Annotated in this window: 17 protein-coding genes; 1 reads left to right on the top strand and 16 read right to left on the bottom strand. The window is 70.2% G+C overall.

Going from position 1 to position 16720, the window contains the following annotated elements; translation table 11 throughout:
• Positions 1-65: 65 nt before the first annotated feature.
• Together BR70_RS0117260 and BR70_RS0117255 are read right to left on the bottom strand one after the other, a co-directional pair.
• Positions 66-2585, bottom strand: coding sequence for an ATP-dependent Clp protease ATP-binding subunit (locus tag BR70_RS0117260; RefSeq protein ID WP_027467068.1), 2520 nt, complete (start codon positions 2583-2585; stop codon positions 66-68).
• 224 nt (positions 2586-2809) lie between these two features.
• Positions 2810-3286, bottom strand: coding sequence for a Clp protease N-terminal domain-containing protein (locus tag BR70_RS0117255; protein WP_027467067.1), 477 nt, complete (start codon positions 3284-3286; stop codon positions 2810-2812).
• 70 nt (positions 3287-3356) lie between these two features.
• Between BR70_RS0117255 and BR70_RS0117250 the strand changes: the two genes are divergently transcribed.
• Entirely contained in the window at positions 3357-4289 is a 933-nt protein-coding gene (locus BR70_RS0117250; RefSeq protein ID WP_027467066.1) for an NAD(+)/NADH kinase, read from the top strand.
• Between the two features lie 181 nt (positions 4290-4470).
• Here BR70_RS0117250 and BR70_RS21600 read toward each other — a convergent pair whose 3' ends face one another.
• The 14 genes from BR70_RS21600 to hpt form a co-directional block, all read right to left on the bottom strand.
• Positions 4471-5529 carry a sigma-70 family RNA polymerase sigma factor gene (locus BR70_RS21600; protein ID WP_035809350.1) on the bottom strand — a complete coding sequence of 353 codons (1059 nt, stop codon included), beginning with the start codon at positions 5527-5529 and terminating at the stop codon, positions 4471-4473.
• A 353-nt stretch (positions 5530-5882) separates the two neighbouring features.
• On the bottom strand, positions 5883-6017 hold the full coding sequence (locus tag BR70_RS23890; protein WP_258320880.1) for a hypothetical protein: 135 nt from the start codon (positions 6015-6017) through the stop codon (positions 5883-5885).
• Between the two features lie 63 nt (positions 6018-6080).
• Positions 6081-6254 (bottom strand): hypothetical protein, encoded by a 174-nt coding sequence (locus tag BR70_RS0117235; protein WP_155896920.1) that lies wholly within the window; start codon positions 6252-6254, stop codon positions 6081-6083.
• A 92-nt stretch (positions 6255-6346) separates the two neighbouring features.
• Positions 6347-6550, bottom strand: a complete 204-nt coding sequence (locus tag BR70_RS0117230) for a hypothetical protein (protein ID WP_027467064.1) — start codon at positions 6548-6550, stop codon at positions 6347-6349.
• A gap of 29 nt (positions 6551-6579) precedes the next feature.
• A complete protein-coding gene (lysS, locus tag BR70_RS0117225; protein ID WP_027467063.1) occupies positions 6580-8106 on the bottom strand; it encodes a lysine--tRNA ligase in 1527 nt (508 codons plus the stop codon).
• A 506-nt stretch (positions 8107-8612) separates the two neighbouring features.
• Positions 8613-9305, bottom strand: coding sequence for a Rossmann-like and DUF2520 domain-containing protein (locus BR70_RS0117220; RefSeq protein ID WP_035809347.1), 693 nt, complete (start codon positions 9303-9305; stop codon positions 8613-8615).
• Positions 9302-11065: a PH domain-containing protein gene (locus BR70_RS21595; RefSeq protein WP_051597058.1), complete on the bottom strand. Its 1764-nt coding sequence runs from the start codon at positions 11063-11065 to the stop codon at positions 9302-9304. The genes BR70_RS0117220 and BR70_RS21595 overlap by 4 nt, the downstream gene beginning before the upstream one ends.
• Positions 11066-11074: 9 nt before the next feature.
• Positions 11075-11596 carry a PH domain-containing protein gene (locus tag BR70_RS0117210; protein ID WP_027467061.1) on the bottom strand — a complete coding sequence of 174 codons (522 nt, stop codon included), beginning with the start codon at positions 11594-11596 and terminating at the stop codon, positions 11075-11077.
• Between the two features lie 24 nt (positions 11597-11620).
• A complete protein-coding gene (locus BR70_RS0117205; RefSeq protein WP_027467060.1) occupies positions 11621-12112 on the bottom strand; it encodes a DUF3180 domain-containing protein in 492 nt (163 codons plus the stop codon).
• On the bottom strand, positions 12109-12663 hold the full coding sequence (folK, locus tag BR70_RS21590; protein WP_035809345.1) for a 2-amino-4-hydroxy-6-hydroxymethyldihydropteridine diphosphokinase: 555 nt from the start codon (positions 12661-12663) through the stop codon (positions 12109-12111). The genes BR70_RS0117205 and folK overlap by 4 nt, the downstream gene beginning before the upstream one ends.
• Positions 12660-13049 (bottom strand): dihydroneopterin aldolase, encoded by a 390-nt coding sequence (folB, locus tag BR70_RS0117195; RefSeq protein WP_027467059.1) that lies wholly within the window; start codon positions 13047-13049, stop codon positions 12660-12662. The genes folK and folB overlap by 4 nt, the downstream gene beginning before the upstream one ends.
• Positions 13046-14014: a dihydropteroate synthase gene (gene folP / locus BR70_RS0117190; RefSeq protein ID WP_173032459.1), complete on the bottom strand. Its 969-nt coding sequence runs from the start codon at positions 14012-14014 to the stop codon at positions 13046-13048. The genes folB and folP overlap by 4 nt, the downstream gene beginning before the upstream one ends.
• Positions 14015-14020: 6 nt before the next feature.
• Positions 14021-16009 carry an ATP-dependent zinc metalloprotease FtsH gene (gene ftsH / locus BR70_RS0117185; protein ID WP_027467057.1) on the bottom strand — a complete coding sequence of 663 codons (1989 nt, stop codon included), beginning with the start codon at positions 16007-16009 and terminating at the stop codon, positions 14021-14023.
• A gap of 158 nt (positions 16010-16167) precedes the next feature.
• Entirely contained in the window at positions 16168-16719 is a 552-nt protein-coding gene (gene hpt, locus BR70_RS0117180; protein ID WP_017887686.1) for a hypoxanthine phosphoribosyltransferase, read from the bottom strand.
• Position 16720 lies beyond the last annotated feature (1 nt).

Below are 16720 nucleotides of genomic sequence, written 5' to 3'. Positions count from 1 at the left end.
CCGAGAACGGACAGGAGGCCCGGTGCCAGCTGGCACCGAGCCTCCTGTCCGTGGGGTGTCAGGTCCTAGGACTCGATCTCGCCCTGGGGCGTGTCGGTCGCGGCCTCGACCGCGGCTGCACCGGCGAGGACCTCTTCGCGGCCCGGCTGACGCCCGGTCTCGAAGTGGAACGCACCGTCGACGAAGTCGACCTTCACGTGGTCACCGGCGTTGAGCTCACCCTGCAGGATGTGCTCGGACAGCTGGTCCTCGACCTCGTGCTGCATCGCGCGACGCAGGGGCCGTGCACCGAGGGACGGGTCGAACCCGACCTTGATGAGCTGCTCCTTGGCCGGCAGCGTGAGCTCGACGGTCATGTCACGGTCGAGCAGGCGGTCGGCCAGACGCTTCACGAACAGGTCCACGATCTGCAGCAGCTCGGGCTGCGACAGCTGCGGGAACACGATCGTGTCGTCGACACGGTTCAGGAACTCGGGCTTGAAGTGCTTCTTGAGCTCCTCGTTGACCTTGCCGCGCATGCGGTCGTAGCCGACGGCCGAGTCACCCTCGACCTGGAAGCCCACCGGGCCACCGGCGATGCCCTGCGAACCGAGGTTCGTGGTCATGATGATGACGGTGTTCTTGAAGTCGACCACGCGGCCCTGACCGTCGGTGAGACGGCCTTCCTCGAGCACCTGCAGCAGCGAGTTGAAGATGTCCGGGTGGGCCTTCTCGATCTCGTCGAACAGGACCACGGAGAACGGCTTGCGGCGCACCTTCTCGGTGAGCTGGCCGCCCTCCTCGAACCCGACGAACCCGGGAGGGGCACCGAACAGGCGGGACACGGTGTGCTTCTCACCGAACTCCGACATGTCGAGGGAGATCAGCGCACCCTCGTCGTCGAACAGGAACTCGGCGAGGGCCTTGGCGAGCTCGGTCTTCCCGACGCCGGTGGGGCCGGCGAAGATGAACGAGCCGGAGGGACGGTTCGGGTCCTTCAGGCCGGCACGGGTACGCCGGATGGTCTTGGACAGGGCCGAGATGGCCTCTTCCTGACCGATGACGCGCTCGTGCAGTGCCTTCTCCATGAAGACGAGACGCGAGGTCTCCTCTTCGGTGAGCTTGAACACCGGGATGCCCGTGGCCTGGGCCAGGACCTCGGCGATGATGCCCTCGTCGACGGTGCCGGACGCGGCGACGTCGCCCGCACGCCACTGCTTCTCGAGGCGGAGACGCTCGCCGAGGAGCTTCTTCTCCTCGTCGCGCAGGCTCGCGGCCTTCTCGAAGTCCTGCTCCTCGATGGCGGCTTCCTTCGACCCGCGGACCGTCGAGATCTTCTCGTCGAACTCGCGGAGCTCCGGCGGCGCCGACAGGATCGACAGACGCAGGCGAGCGCCGGCCTCGTCGATCAGGTCGATGGCCTTGTCCGGCAGGAAGCGGTCCTGCACGTAGCGGTCCGCCAGGTTCGCCGCGGCGACGATCGCACCGTCGGTGATGGACACCTTGTGGAACGCCTCGTACTTGTCGCGCAGACCCTTGAGGATGTTGATTGCGTGGGGCAGCGACGGCTCGTTGACCTGCACCGGCTGGAAGCGACGCTCGAGTGCGGCGTCCTTCTCGAAGTGCTTGCGGTACTCGTCGAGCGTGGTGGCACCGATGGTCTGGAGCTCACCGCGGGCGAGGAGCGGCTTGAGGATCGAGGCCGCGTCGATAGCGCCCTCGGCTGCACCGGCACCGACGAGCGTGTGGATCTCGTCGATGAAGACGATGATGTCGCCGCGGGTGCGGATCTCCTTCGTGACCTTCTTCAGGCGCTCCTCGAAGTCACCACGGTAGCGGGACCCGGCGATGAGCGATCCGAGGTCGAGCGAGTAGAGCTGCTTGTCCTTCAGTGTCTCGGGCACGTCGCCCTTGACGATCGCCTGGGCGAGGCCCTCGACCACGGCGGTCTTGCCGACGCCGGGCTCACCGATCAGGACGGGGTTGTTCTTGGAGCGGCGGGAGAGGATCTGCATGACCCGCTCCATCTCCTTCTCGCGCCCGATGACGGGGTCGAGCTTGCCGTCACGCGCGGCCTGGGTGAGGTTCCGACCGAACTGGTCGAGGACCTGCGAACCCTGCTGCGCGTTCTGCTGCTGCTCGCCGCCGACGGCGACCGCTTCCTTGCCCTGGTAACCGGACAGGAGCTGGATGACCTGCTGGCGCACCCGGTTCAGGTCGGCGCCGAGCTTCACGAGGACCTGGGCTGCGACACCCTCGCCCTCGCGGATCAGGCCGAGCAGGATGTGCTCCGTGCCGATGTAGTTGTGGCCGAGCTGCAGCGCCTCGCGCAGGGACAGCTCGAGCACCTTCTTGGCGCGCGGCGTGAACGGGATGTGCCCGGTCGGCTGCTGCTGGCCCTGCCCGATGATGTCCTGGACCTGCTCGCGCACGGCGTCGAGCGAGATGCCCAGCGACTCCAGCGCCTTGGCGGCGACGCCCTCGCCCTCGTGGATGAGGCCGAGGAGGATGTGCTCGGTGCCGATGTAGTTGTGGTTGAGCATCTTCGCTTCTTCTTGAGCGAGGACGACAACACGACGGGCCCGGTCGGTGAATCTCTCGAACATGTGCTCTCCCTTGGCCCCTGATGAGCGGAGCCGACGCTGTGCCGGTCTCGTGTGAGTCCGGCCAAGTACTTCGAGAGTAACCAGCGCTCCCCCCGGGGGCTGCCCCTGTTCGCCGTGGGCGTGACCAGGGTGCGTCTTGTGCGCAGTGAGCGAACGACGAGACGGACTGGAGGGCCGTGGCGGGATCGCCACGGGCCTCCAGTCCGTTTGTCGGTCGCGCTGGGTCAGGAGCGCCGCACCGCGCGACGCAGGTCGCGTCGGAAGCGGCGCGCGTCGACGCCCAGGGCGTCGAGGACGTCGTGCCCGGATCCGGCGAGCGGATCGTCGACCGAGTCGAGCACGGCGAGGACGACGTGCGGCGGTCGGATGCGCTCCGAACGGCCGGCGATCGTCGCGGCACGGGCGAGCACGCGCATCGCAGCCGGCGTGCACGCGACGCGGTCGTGTTCGCCGGGGCAGGTGCTGTGTGCGCCGACGAAGGCGCGGATGCCGGAGCGGACGGCGTCGGGGGTGATCCGGTGGGCGTCGAGGACGGGCCGGAAGCGGGGCATGCCGGCGCAGAGCGTGACGGCTGCCAGCAGCAGGTGTTCGGCGTCGACGAAGCCGAAGCCGGACTCGTGGGATTCGAGGTCGGCGAGCAGCACGATCTCGCGGCCGTGCCGGACGGAAGGGAGGGCGACGGAGAGTTGAGCGGTCTGCATGTATTCAGAATATCGCATACCTACGCGAACGACCAGCCCGCATCGGAGGTCGGCTCGGTACGATCCGCTCATGGAGCAGCCCGTCGTCGGCCTCGTCGTCCACCCGACCAAGAACGTGCAGGAGTCCGTGACGACCCTGCAGCGCTGGAACGCGTCCGGCCAGGGAGAGCTGCTCGCCCGGCGCGCGGACGCCCAGCGCATCGGCGGCGGGGTCGACGTGGTCGACGACGACGACTTCACCGACCGCGTCGACCTGGTCGTGGCCCTCGGCGGCGACGGCACCATGCTCGGCGCGATGCGGCTCGTGGCGAAGCGCCCGGTGCCCGTCCTCGGCGTGAACTACGGCAACGTCGGGTTCCTGGTCGAGATCGAGCCGCCCGAGCTCGAGAGCGCACTGGAACGGCTGTCCGCCGGCGAGTACCAGCTCGAGCCGCACCACGCGCTCGAGGCCCGGTTGTCCTGGGGCGGCGCCCGCACCGACTACCTGGCGTTCAACGACCTGACCATCGTGCGGCGGCCCGGTGCCGGGCAGGTGTCGGCCGACCTCAGCGTCGGGGGCCTCGGTTACGGGTACTACCGGGCCGACGCCATCGTGGCCGCGACCCCGGCCGGCTCCACCGCGTACAACTACGCCGCCGGTGGGCCGGTGCTCTCCCCCGCGCTGTCCGGCTCCGTGGTGACGCCGGTCGCACCGATGGCCGGGATCGACCGCTCCGTGGTGCTCGCCGCGCGGGAGCGCTACCGGTTCGACATCGCCGAGGGCACCAGGAGCGCAGCGCTCGAGGTCGACGGGCTCGTGGTCGGCGAGGTGGCCACCGGGGCGCAGATCGACATGCGGCTCCGCAAGGACGCCGGCAGCGTGGTGCGCCTGGACGCCGAGCGGCACGGGCGGACCGGGCGCGTGAAGCTCAGCCTGCTCGATCTGCCGGTGCGGCCCGACCAGCTGGTCGAGCTCATCCCGAGCGACCTGCGGCAGAAGCTCCGGCGCGAGATCGACGACTGACGCCGCGTCGGTGCCGGCCCTGCACCGGGCCTAGCCCCGGTCCTGGCCCCGGGAACGTGAATGGCCCGCTCGAGCAGTGCTCGAGCGGGCCGTCCCATCACCCCACCGGATCGTCTTCCCACAGAACGAACCGGTTTCCCCGCGCCGGCACGGGTGAACGCGCCGGCCGAAGTCCACTGACCTAGTCGGTCAGGTACAGCTGCATGTCCTGCGAGACCGCCTTGGCGAACAGACGCAGCTTGGCGCGCGACTCCACCCGGCTGACGGCCTGGCGGGTCGTGTGCACGATCTTCGAGATCTCGTCGAGGGTCATCGGCTTGTCGTCGTCCAGGCCGTAGCGCATGCGGATGACGTTCGCCTCGTCGCTGGGCAGCTCGGCGACGATGGAGCGGATGTCGCGGTGCAGCAGCGTCGTCTCGGTGAGCTCGTTCGGGCTCGCGGCGTCCTCGTCCTCGATGAAGTCACCGAGCTCGCTGTCGTCGGAGTCGCCGACCACGGTGTGGATCGAGACCGGCTCGTGCGAGCGGCCCTTGAGGTCGACGAGTTCCTCGACGCTCATGCTCAGCTCGGCGGCGACCTCCTCCGGCATCGGCGCACGGCCGAGGTCGACGGTCAGGTCACGCTCGGTGCGCGAGATCTTGTTGATGAGCTCGACGGTGTGCACCGGGATGCGGATCGTGCGTGCCTTGTCGGCGAGACCACGCGAGATGGCCTGGCGGATCCACCAGGTGGCGTAGGTCGAGAACTTGTAGCCCTGCGTGAAGTCGAACTTCTCGACCGCACGGACCAGGCCGAGGTTGCCTTCCTGGATGACGTCCATGAAGGGCAGGCCGCGCTGCGAGTACCGCTTGGCGATGCTCACGACGAGGCGGAGGTTCGAGGTGATCATGCGCTCCTTGGCGCGCTCACCGTCACGGACGAGCCAGCGGAGTTCACGCTGCAGGGTCTTCGCGAGACCCTTCTCGGTGGCGAGCTTCTCTTCGGCGAAGAGCCCGACCTCGATGCGGCGTGCGATCTGCGCTTCTTCCTCGGCGGTGAGGAGCGAGAGACGGCCGATGTGACGGAGGTAGTCGCCGACCTGGTCGACCGAGGCACCGCGGACACCGGCGAGCTGCTCGTCGGCCTCGACCTCGGTGTCGAGGGAGGTGGTGGCGGACTCGGCGGTCGCGGTCTTCGATGCCGATGCCTTCTTGGTGGCGGTGCGGCGGGTGGTGCTGGGTGCAGCCGTTGCGATCGTCATGGTGTTTCTCCCTGCGTTCGACGGTGATGGCTTCGTGGGGCGTTGCCGGGGGGTGCTGATGAGTAAAGCGGCCCGGAGGTGTACCCCACAAATCGTTCGGAGCGATTCTCAGGGTTCTCCGTGCTTCGTCATCGAAAGCGTCCCCCGCGGGGTACAGCCCACCGCCAGTCTGGTCCCCCAATCGGCCCTGGATCAAGCGGATAACGCCGTGTTTCCGGCGTTGCAGGCGTGTTTCACCAGCGCTTCCGATCGTGTACCCCAGGCGACTGCGTACTCCGGACATGCAAAAGGGGTACGTCCGACCGGATCAGTGCGATCTGGTCGTCGTACCCCGAATACCGAATGGGTGGGGGTCACCAGGAGGGTTCGAGCCACCCGTCCCGGCGCTTGGAGACCTCGAGGTCTGCGTCTCGGTCGAACTCGTCGTACTCGCTCTCGATGTCACCGACGAGGCTGCGGCCCGTGAAGGGATGTGCGGTGGTTGCCATGCGGACGATGCTCACCCCGGCACGCGTCGGCGAGGTGAACGGTGCGTGACGGTCCGTCGGCGCTCAGACGTCGAGGTCGTCGACGTCGCCCTCGTCGTCGAGGGGTGCGCCGTCGGCTCCGCGGTCGGTTCGATCGGCACCGTCGGGCAGGCCGGACGTACCGGACACCGGGTGCCCGAAGGCGTCCTCCACGTCGAGGTCGTCGAGGTCCTCGACGGGTTCCGGAAAGGTCGGCATGCGCGACAGCGTCACACCGCGCGGTGAACGCCGGGTGAAGTCAGCGAAAGGACGTGCGCGCCGGTCAGCGCGCGGGGTGCAGGGTGCTGCGGCTACTCGGCTGACGTCGGAGCCGGCGCGGAACGACCGTGCTCACGTTCGAAGCGGGCGCGCTCTTCGGCCTCGACCTTGGCGTACGCGGCACGCTCGGTCCGGTCGGCACGCATGATCGCGCGCATCACGAACCAGAAGATCAGGCCGACGACGATGGTCGGCGTCAGGGCGAAGACGATCCCGCTTACGACTCCTTCAGGCACCCGAGCATCGTACCCCGGTGGACCGGGAGCTATTTGACCAGCGGGAACAGGATCGTCTCGCGGATGCCCAGGCCCGTGATGGCCATGAGCAGGCGGTCGATCCCCATGCCCATGCCGCCCGACGGGGGCATCGCGTGCTCCAGGGCCCGCAGGAAGTCCTCGTCGACGCGCATCGCCTCGAGGTCACCGCCGGCCGCGAGCTTCGCCTGCTCGACGAACCGCTCCCGCTGCACGACCGGGTCGACGAGCTCGGAGTACGCCGTGCCGAGCTCGAAGCCGCGGACGTACAGGTCCCACTTCTCGACGACGCCCGGACGGGTTCGGTGCTGCCGGGTGAGCGGCGAGGTGTCGACCGGGAAGTTCATCACGAAGGTCGGGCGGTCGAGCGAGTCGATGACGAAGTGCTCCCAGAGCTCCTCGACGTACTTGCCGTGCGTGGCGTGGGCGACCTCGACGCCCTCGGCCTCGGCGAGCGCCTGCAGCTCGGACAGCGGGGTCTCCGGGGTGATCTCGCGCCCCGCGGCCTCGGACAGCGAGCCGTACATGTCGATGCGCGGCCACTCGCCACCCAGGTCGTAGGTGCTGCCGTCGGGCAGGGTGACCTCGAGCGCTCCACCGGTGACCGCGCGGGTCGCGTTCTGCACGAGCTCCTGCGTCAGGTCGGCCATCTGCTCGTAGTTGCCGTACGCCTGGTACGCCTCGACCATCGCGAACTCGGGCGAGTGCGACGAGTCGGCGCCCTCGTTCCGGAAGTTCCGGTTGATCTCGAACACCCGGTCGATGCCACCGACGACAGCGCGCTTCAGGAACAGCTCGGGTGCGATGCGCAGGAACAGCTCGGTGTCGAAGGCGTTCGAGTGCGTCACGAACGGTCGGGCCGAGGCGCCGCCGTGCTGGGTCTGGAGCATCGGGGTCTCGACCTCGAGGTACTCGTGCGCGGTGAAGGTCTGACGGAGCGAGGCCATCACGGCAGCGCGAGCACGCACGGTGGCGCGGGCCTCGTCGCGGACGATGAGGTCGAGGTAGCGCTGGCGGACCCGCGTCTCCTCGTTGAGCTCGTTGTGCAGGTTCGGCAGCGGCAGGATCGCCTTCGCCGCGATCGCCCAGTCGTCGACCATGATCGACAGCTCGCCGCGGCGCGAGGAGATCACCCGGCCGTGCACGAACACGTGGTCGCCCAGGTCGACGAACTCCTTCCAGCGGGCGAGGGACTCGTCGCCCACCTCGGCCAGGGAGACCATCGCCTGGACGCGCGAGCCGTCGCCCGACTGCAGGGACGCGAAGCAGAGCTTGCCGGTGTTGCGCGAGAACACCACACGACCCGCGATGCCCACGACGTCCTGGGTCTCCTCGCCGGTCTCCAGGTGCGCGTACTGCTCGCGCACGGCCGGGATCGTCGAGGTGATGGGGAGCTCGGCGGGGTACGCCTCGATGCCCGACTCCAGCAGCTTCGCCCGCTTGTCGAGCCGGACCTGTCGCTGCTCGCTGGTCTCCTGCTCGGCCAGTGCGGCGGCGTCGGCGATCGCGGTGTCGGGGGTGACGGTCTCGTCGGTCATGCGGGTGCGGCTCCGATGGTCGTGGGGGTCGGGGGAAATGCTACCCGCGCCGCGGTCCCGCCCCCGAACCGCGCCCGCCCGGCCGACAGTTCCCGCCTCCTCGGCAGAACTGAGCGGTGGGTCCCGACCACCACGGGCTGCCGGGCGGCCAGGCTGCCGGAGCCGAGACCGCGGTCACAACACCCCGGCCGCACCACGCCCACCGGTCACGATCTGTCGGTTCGAGCACGCGCAACCGACAGGTCGTGACCACTCGGGCGAACTGAGCGGGGAGTCGTGACCACCCGGAGTCGCCGAGCTCGCCGAAACAGGAGCCGAGACCGCGGTCACAACACCCCGCCCGCACCACGCCCACCGGTCACAACCCGTCGGCTCGAGCGCGCGCAACCGACAGGTCGTGACCGCTCGGCGGAACTGAGCGGGGAGTCGTGACCACTCGAGCGCCCGGCCCCGACTTCCACCCGGCCCCGACGTCCTCCCCGCGCCGCGGTCCCGCCCCCGAACCGCTAGAGCGTCGACTGCCCATCGGCGGCGGTCAGCGCGTTGTCGACGGCGGAGCGGACGAGCGCACCGAGGACACGACCCGGGTGTTCGACGCCGATGCCGGACAGGGTGCCCGCCGACTGGTCGACGATCGCGGTCGAGAAGCTCACGGCGGCCCGCACCGCATCGGCGTAGGCGGGCCGGTCACCCTCGGCCACGACGAACGGTTCGGCGCCCATCTCGACCACGAGCGCCTGCGCGATCGGCAGGACGGGCGCCGGGGCGGTCACCGCGCAGTACGCGTCGCGCAGCCGGGACAGGTCGACGCTCGTGCCCGTGAAGGCCATCGCGGGGTGGATCGCCAACGGGATCGCACCGGCTGCCATCGCCGGGGCGAGGATGCCGACGCCGTGGTCCGGGCTGGTGTGCACGACGAGCTGCCCCGGCTGCCAGATCCCGGCGTCCGCCAGACCCTGCACGAGCGAGGCGAGCTGGTCGTCCGGCACCGCGAGCAGCACGAGTTCGCTCCGCTCGACCAGGTCCGGCGTCGCGAGCACCGGGGCGCCCGGCAGCATGGCCTCGGCGCGGTCACGGCTCTCGTCGGACACGGCGGTCACCCCGACGACGGCGTGCTCCGCGTTCGCCAGGGCCGCTCCGAGGACGGGTCCGACCCGTCCGGCGCCGACGATGCCGACCCCGAGGCGCCCGGCCCTCATCGTGCGGCTCCGGTCGGGGGGACGTCGCCCCAGCCGGCGGGGACGGCGCCCGGCCGGTGGTCCGCCGTCGGTCCGGCAGGGGCTCCGGACCCGGGCACGGTGTCGGCCGCAGCGTGCGTGGCGGCCGCGGGACGGGCCTCCCGTTCGCGCCAGCGGTGCGTCGTGTCGACCGCGGCCGCCTCGACGGCACGCTGCGTCGTCTCCGACCACAGGCGCTGCGCGTCACGCGCGTCGAGCGCACCGACGCGGGCCGAGACCGAACCGGCCACGGTGTGGACGTGGACGGCTGCGAGCCGCAGGGCACGCTCGAGGGGACCCTGCTCGACCTTGACGCTCTGCACCCGGGGCAGCGGCACGATGACGAGCGACCGCCACACGGCACCGAGCCGCAGCAGCACCGCGCCCTGCACGAACCGGTAGCCGTTGCGCCGGAACGCGAACGGACGGAGCCAGGCGCCGCGTCGTGGGGAGTGCACGAAGCCGCCACGGTCGCCCGAGGTGGTGAGGCTGTCGTCGACGACGTCCACGGCTTCGGCAGCCCCTTCGCGCAGGGCTTCCTGCGACGCCTCGGGGCCGGCGACGACGGTGCCGACGAGCCCGGGCAGGATGATGTCGAGGACCTCGCGGACGTCCGCCGTGGTGCCCACGGGCAGCACGATCGAGGACACCTGCTGGTTGCTCGACGCTCCGTTGCCGGCGCTCGTCGCACGGTTGATGCGGATGTCCCACCAGCCGAACGGACGCCACAGCAGCGGCTGGGCGACGCTGACGGCGTGGATGCGGCCGGGCGGCAGCGTCTCGTTCGACGTCGAGACCAGCCCGAAGCCGATCCGGATGCCGTCGCGGGTCTCGGCGATCGTGTACTGCAACGAACGGGAGAACTTGCGGACGTAGTAGCCACCGGCACCGAGCACGGCGGGGAACAGCCCGAACAGCACCGCGAACTCGCCGGTGAGGGCGACGCTGACGATCATGCCGGCGATGACGAGCAGCAGGAACAGCGTCGTGCCGGACAGCAGCATCGACGCGATGAGCCGACCGGGGCGCACCTTGACGATGCGGGTCGCGTGCACGGCTGCCGGGTCGAGCTCGGGCGAGAACATCTTCTCGTCGACGCGGTCCTGCAGCGCCCCGTGCGACTGCCGCGACGGGCCACCGTGGCCGTCGTCGTCCTTCGCGCCGGACGCGAGCACCAGGATCCGCTGCCGCAGGTCGTCGGCGGCGCGGGCCCCGAGGTAGGCGAGCTGCACGTTGGCGTCGTTGCCGGCCTGCGCGATCTCGAGCTTGGCGGTGCCGAACACCCGGGGCACGAGCGGCCGCTGGATGTTGATGCCCTGGATCCGGTCGAGCCGGGCCTTGCGGTGGTTCCGGAACAGCACGCCCGAGCGCACCTCGACGATCTCGCCGGTGACGCGGAACTCGTGCATGCGCCAGGACAGGTAGAACAACCCGATCAGCACCACGAGCAGCACCACGATGCCGAGCAGGACCCAGCCGACGACGCCGTGCTCGTACACGTACCGGACCGGGTCACCGTCCTCCTGCTGCTCGCCCGGGATGAAGAACTCGACGAGCTGGTCACGCAGGCTGTTGAGCACGTAACCGAGGATGACGATGAGGAAGATCCCGCCCTTGAGCAGCGGGGTGAGCGGGTGCAGGCGGTGCCACTCGCCGTCGGTCAGGGGTGCCGCGGCGGCCGCGTTGCCCCGGGTGGGCGGCGCGGGTGGAGCGGGTGGCGGGGTGCCCGGTCGGAAGGTCACGGACGACCCCTACAGTCCGGCGCGACGGGACTCGGCGAGCTCGACGAGGCGGTCGCGCAGCTCGTCGGCGTCCGCTGCCGGGACACCCGGGATCCGGACGTTCGTCGCGGCCGCGGCGGTGACGAACTTCAGCTCGCTCATGCCGAGCACCCGGTCGAGCGGGCCCCGGGCGACGTCGACGAGCTGCATCCGGCCGTACGGGACCGCCGTGAACCGCTGCCACATGAGGCCACGGCGCACGACCAGGTCGTCGTCGCGGAGCGCGTAGCCGATGGCCCGGACCCGTCGGGGCGTCAGCGCGGCGGTGATCGCCGTGGTGACCGCGACGACGATGCCGATGGTGAGCCACACGGTGCCGGCCCCGGATCCGAAGCCGTCGGTGACGATCCCGATGAGCACGCATCCGGCGGTGAGCACGACACCGATCACGAGCGTGGTGATGAGTTCGGTCCACACGAGCTTCGCGGACACCCGCTGCCAGGCGATCCCACCGAGGCCGAGGCCGGGCTCGTCGAGTCGTTCACGCGGCATCGCGGGCCTCCTGGGGTTGCTCGGTCAGTTCACCGTCGTCGAACCGTTGCGGGGATCGTCACGGTCGTCGTCGTCACCCGGAGGTGCGATGCACATGCGCTCCGCCACGAGTGCGCAGACCGTCAGGACGATCCCGCCCCCGACGGCGATCACGTTCGGCAGGGTCGAGCCTAGCGAAGGCGTCGCGGAACGGGTCAGCAGGTACAGCACGAGGCCGAGGGCGAACCCGCCGAGCAGCGTGCCGCAGATGCTGGACGCCTTCGCGAGCACGACGACCCGCGTCGCGTAGAGCGGGTCGACCGGCCGCTGGCGTCCGGCGCCGTCGCGCGCGTGCCGGCGCACCGGTCGCGCCATGAGCACGACGGCGACGCCGATGAAGGCGAGCGTGATGCCGAGCGGGATCGAGAACAGGAAGGTCGGCAGCTGGCGCGACGCCAGGACGGCGTCGACCGCGAAACCGGCGACCACCGTCACGACGGCGATGCTGATCAGCGTGGAGGCACGGGTGGGCTTCATGCGCTGGTCGCGCTCCCCGCCGGCCGGGAGGCCCGTGCCGGTTCCGCGAACAGGCGCGGCTCGTCGACGCGCTCGGTGTCGTCCCCCACGGCGGTGAGCAGGTCGGCCACCGGTCCGGCACCGGGCAGGACGGCCTCGGGGTCGGCGTCGAGCCACGGGGCGAGCACGAACGCGCGCTCCGCTGCCCGGGGGTGCGGCACCACCAGGGTGTCCGTGGCGATCCGCAGGTCGTCCACCGCGACGACGTCGAGGTCCAGGGTGCGGTCGCCCCACCGGACCTCGCGCGTGCGGCCGTGGGCGTCCTCGATGCCGTGCAGGGCGTCGAGGAAGGCCTGTGGCTCGAGGTCTGTGTCGACGACCACGACGGCGTTCCGGTAGCGGGGCTTCGACGTGTCGAGGCCGTCGAGGGTCACGGCGACCGACTCGACCTCGCGGCTCGAGGCCACGGGCTCGACCCCGGGCAGGGCGGCGATCGCGGTGGCGGCGGCGCGGAGCGTGCTCCCCCGGTCGCCGAGGTTCGCTCCGAGGGCGACGACGACCCGGTGGGTCATTCTTCTTCCTCGTCCGGCACCGTGGCGCCGCGGGTGCGCCGGATGGTGATCGAGACGTCGGTGAACGGCACGGTGATCGGGGCCTGCGGCTTGTGCACCGTGACCTCCGTCGCCAAGGCGGCACGGTGGGTGAGCACGGCCGCGGCGATGCGTTCGGCCAGCGTCTCGATCAGGTCGACCGGGTCGCGTTCGATCTCGGCCACGACCTGCTCGGCGAGGACGCCGTAGTGCACGGTGGCGTCGAGGTCGTCGCTGCCCGAGGCGGCACGGGCGTCGAGCTCCACGGCGACGTCGACGACGAAGTCCTGGCCGTCCTCGCGCTCGTGGTCGAAGACGCCGTGGTGTCCGCGGGCGCGGACCCCGGTGAGTCGGATGGTGTCGTTCACGATCGAGCTGCCCTCCAGGCGTCCCAGACGTCGAGCACGGCACGGGTCGGTGCCGGGTCGTGCACGCGCACACCCCACGCGCCGCGTTCGGCGGCGAGCAGGCTGATGGCGGCGGTGGCGAGGTCGCGCTCCCTGGGTGGAGCGCCCTCGGGGCTCCCGACACCGTCGAGGAACCGCTTGCGTGAGGCGGCGACGAGCACCGGCAGACCGATCGAGGCGAAGCGCTCGTAGCCGGCCAGGATCTCCCAGTTCTGCACGCCGTGCTTGGCGAAGCCGAGGCCCGGGTCGATCACGACCTGCTCCTGCCGGACGCCGAGCACGATGAGTTCGGCGACCCGGAGTTCGACCTCGCGCCGGACCTCTTCGACCGCGTGGGTGTACTCGGCGTTGCGGTACATCCGGTCGCTGTGGCCGCGCCAGTGCATGACGACGAAGCCGACCCCCGTCGACGCCACGACCCGGGCCATGTCCGGGTCAGCGAGCCCGCCCGAGACGTCGTTGACGATCGCGGCACCGAGGTCGACGGCACGTTCGGCCGTCGCGGCGTTCATGGTGTCGACGCTGACCGGGATGCCCTCGGCGACGAGCTGCTGCACGACCGGCAGCACACGCTCCTGCTCGACCGGCACGGGCACGCGCTCGGAACCGGGGCGGGTGGACTCCCCACCGACGTCGATGACGTCCGCACCGGCGGCGACGAGGTCACGTGCGTGCTGCACGGCGGCGTCGTAGGCCTGGTGCAGCCCGCCGTCGCTGAACGAGTCGGGGGTGACGTTGAGGATGCCGAGCACCCGGGTGCGTTCCTCGGCCGGGCCACCGCGGTCACGGCGACGGCCGGTCACGACCTCCGGCACCGGCTGGGGTGCACGGAGGTCGATCGCGACCGTCGCCGGTTCGGCGGCGGCGGCGCGAGCACGACTCACCTCGGCGAGTCGACGCTCTCGTCGCGTCGGCAGCTCGGTCATGCCGGCCTACGCGGGGGCGATACCCGGGTTGCCGAACGGGCGACGACGGGTCTTCGAGGTCGACTCGGAGTCCGACGGGTCCGCTGCGGTCGAGGCGGCCTTGCCGGGCACGTCGATCGCGGGCAGGTTGCTGACCGGGCGCTTGTCGCTGGAGAGCCACTGGGGGCGCTCCGGCAGCTTGCGGACGTCCTTGAAGATCTCCACGAGCTCCGGGGCGTCGAGCGTCTCCTTCTCGAGGAGCTCGCCGGCCAGGCGGTCGAGGATGTCGCGGTTGTCGTTCAGCACCTGGTAGGCCTCGTCGTGCGCGGCCTCGAGCAGGGCGCGGGTCTCGGCGTCGACCGTCTGGGCGATGGTCTCCGAGTAGTCGCGACCGGTGCCACCGCTCATGTCACGGCCGACGAACGGCTCGCTCGAGCCGGACCCGAGCTTGACGGACCCGACGGCCTGGCTCATGCCGTACTCGGTGACCATCTTGCGGGCGGTGCCGGTGGCCTTCTCGATGTCGTTCGAGGCGCCCGTGGTCGGGTCGTGGAACACGATCTCCTCGGCGACGCGACCACCCATGGCGTAGGTGAGCTGGTCGAGGAGCTCGTTGCGGGTGACCGAGTACTTGTCCTCGAGCGGGAGCACCATCGTGTAGCCGAGAGCACGGCCGCGGGGCAGGATCGTGATCTTCGTGACCGGGTCGGTGTGCCGCATCGCCGCTGCCGCCAGGGCGTGGCCACCCTCGTGGTACGCGGTGATCAGGCGTTCCTGGTCGGACATGATCCGGGTCCGGCGCTGCGGGCCGGCCATCACGCGGTCGACGGCCTCGTCGAGGGCACGGTTGTCGATGAGCTGCGCGTTCGAGCGGGCGGTCAGCAGGGCCGCCTCGTTCAGGACGTTCGCCAGGTCGGCACCGGTGAAGCCCGGCGTCTTGCGGGCGAGCAGCTCGAGGTCGACGCTCGCGGCGAGCGGCTTGCCCTTCGCGTGCACCTCGAGGATCTGCTTGCGGCCGGCGAGACCCGGAGCGTCGACGCCGATCTGGCGGTCGAAGCGGCCGGGGCGCAGGAGCGCGGGGTCGAGCACGTCGGGACGGTTCGTCGCGGCGATGAGGATGACGTTCGTCTTGCCGTCGAAGCCGTCCATCTCGACCAGGAGCTGGTTCAGCGTCTGCTCGCGCTCGTCGTTGCCACCGCCGATACCGGCACCACGGTGACGACCCACGGCGTCGATCTCGTCGATGAAGACGATGGCCGGCGAGTTCGCCTTCGCCTGCTCGAAGAGGTCGCGGACACGGCTCGCACCGACACCGACGAACATCTCGACGAAGTCCGAACCGGAGATCGAGTAGAACGGCACGCCGGCTTCACCCGCGACGGCGCGGGCGAGCAGGGTCTTGCCGGTTCCGGGAGGGCCGTAGAGCAGCACGCCCTTCGGGATCTTCGCCCCGACGGCCTGGAACTTCGCGGGCTCCTTGAGGAACTCCTTGATCTCGTGCAGTTCCTCGATCGCCTCGTCGGCACCCGCGACGTCGGCGAACGACACCTGCGGGTTCTCCTTGTTGTTGATCTTGGCCTTCGACTTGCCGAACTGCATGACCTTCGAGCCGCCGCCCTGGGCGCTCGAGAGCAGGAACCAGAACAGGGCACCGATGATCAGGAACGGCAGCAGGATGCCGAGCAGCGACAGGAACCAGTTGCCCTGGGCGACACGGTCGTTGTAGCCGTCGGGCAGGTTGGCGTCGTTGACCGCCTGCACCACTTCTTCGCCGCGGGGCGTGGAGTAGTAGAACTGCTCCTGCTTGTCGCCGTCCTTCAGGACGAGGTCGACCCGCTGCTCGGTGGAGTTGATGGTCGCGGACGAGACCTTGTCATCGGAGAGCTGCTCGAGACCCTTCTGGGTGTCGATCTCTTGCGTGCTGCCCTGGCTGATGACGCTCCAGCCGATGAAGATGCCCGCCAGCGCGATCAGCACGTAGAGGTACGGGCCGCGGAAGATGCGCTTGAAGTTCATGTGATCCGGGCGCGAGTGCCCGACACCTTTCTCTGCCGAAGTTGCGTGCAGGTCAGCATACGGCCGCGATTCTGTGGCGAGAATGGGTGTCCTCTGCGGGCGAACTCACCCCCGGGCCAGAGTCGGCCGAGTGCGACCCGAGCGCGGCGGGCCGCCCGTCAGGAGTAGACGTGCGGAGCGAGGACGCCGACACCGCGCAGGTTGCGGTAGCGCTCGTCGTAGTCCAGGCCGTACCCGACCACGAAGGCGTCGGGGATGTCGAAGCCCACGTACTTCACGTCGACCTCGACCTTGGCGGCCTCGGGCTTGCGCAGCAGGGCGACGATCTCGACGCTCGCGGCACCGCGGGACTGCAGGTTCTGCTTGAGCCACGACAGGGTCAGACCGGAGTCGATGATGTCCTCGACGATCAGGACGTCGCGCCCGTGCAGGTCGGTGTCGAGGTCCTTGAGGATCCGCACCACACCGGACGACTTCGTGCCGGAGCCGTACGACGACACCGCCATCCAGTCCATCCGCGCCTGCATCTTGAGGTGGCGCGAGAAGTCCGCCATCACCATGACGGCACCCTTGAGCACCCCGACGAGCAGCGGGTCGCGGCCCGCGTAGTCGGCGTCGACGACCGCCGCGAGCTCGGCGAGCTTCTCGTCGATCTGCTCGGGGGTGAAGAGCACTTCGGACAGGTCTGCCTGGACGTCGGAGAGTTCCACC

Source organism: Curtobacterium sp. UNCCL17 (assembly GCF_000686685.1).
In the GTDB taxonomy this organism is placed as follows: Bacteria; Actinomycetota; Actinomycetes; order Actinomycetales; family Microbacteriaceae; genus Curtobacterium; species Curtobacterium flaccumfaciens.
The sequence above is the reverse complement of the archived record's forward strand: the minus strand, read 5'-3'. Positions and strand labels throughout refer to the sequence as shown.

Coding starts and splice junctions, on each gene's coding strand:
- BR70_RS0117250 (WP_027467066.1), top strand. CDS start 3,357: ATGGAGCAGCCCGTCGTCGGCCTCGTCGTCCACCCGACCAAGAACGTG.
- BR70_RS0117260 (WP_027467068.1), bottom strand. CDS start 2,585: ATGTTCGAGAGATTCACCGACCGGGCCCGTCGTGTTGTCGTCCTCGCT.
- BR70_RS23890 (WP_258320880.1), bottom strand. CDS start 6,017: ATGGCAACCACCGCACATCCCTTCACGGGCCGCAGCCTCGTCGGTGAC.
- BR70_RS0117235 (WP_155896920.1), bottom strand. CDS start 6,254: ATGCCGACCTTTCCGGAACCCGTCGAGGACCTCGACGACCTCGACGTG.
- BR70_RS21600 (WP_035809350.1), bottom strand. CDS start 5,529: ATGACGATCGCAACGGCTGCACCCAGCACCACCCGCCGCACCGCCACC.
- folK (WP_035809345.1), bottom strand. CDS start 12,663: ATGACCCACCGGGTCGTCGTCGCCCTCGGAGCGAACCTCGGCGACCGG.
- ftsH (WP_027467057.1), bottom strand. CDS start 16,009: ATGAACTTCAAGCGCATCTTCCGCGGCCCGTACCTCTACGTGCTGATC.
- lysS (WP_027467063.1), bottom strand. CDS start 8,106: ATGACCGACGAGACCGTCACCCCCGACACCGCGATCGCCGACGCCGCC.
- BR70_RS0117255 (WP_027467067.1), bottom strand. CDS start 3,286: ATGCAGACCGCTCAACTCTCCGTCGCCCTCCCTTCCGTCCGGCACGGC.
- BR70_RS0117220 (WP_035809347.1), bottom strand. CDS start 9,305: ATGAGGGCCGGGCGCCTCGGGGTCGGCATCGTCGGCGCCGGACGGGTC.
- folP (WP_173032459.1), bottom strand. CDS start 14,014: ATGACCGAGCTGCCGACGCGACGAGAGCGTCGACTCGCCGAGGTGAGT.
- BR70_RS0117210 (WP_027467061.1), bottom strand. CDS start 11,596: ATGCCGCGTGAACGACTCGACGAGCCCGGCCTCGGCCTCGGTGGGATC.
- BR70_RS0117205 (WP_027467060.1), bottom strand. CDS start 12,112: ATGAAGCCCACCCGTGCCTCCACGCTGATCAGCATCGCCGTCGTGACG.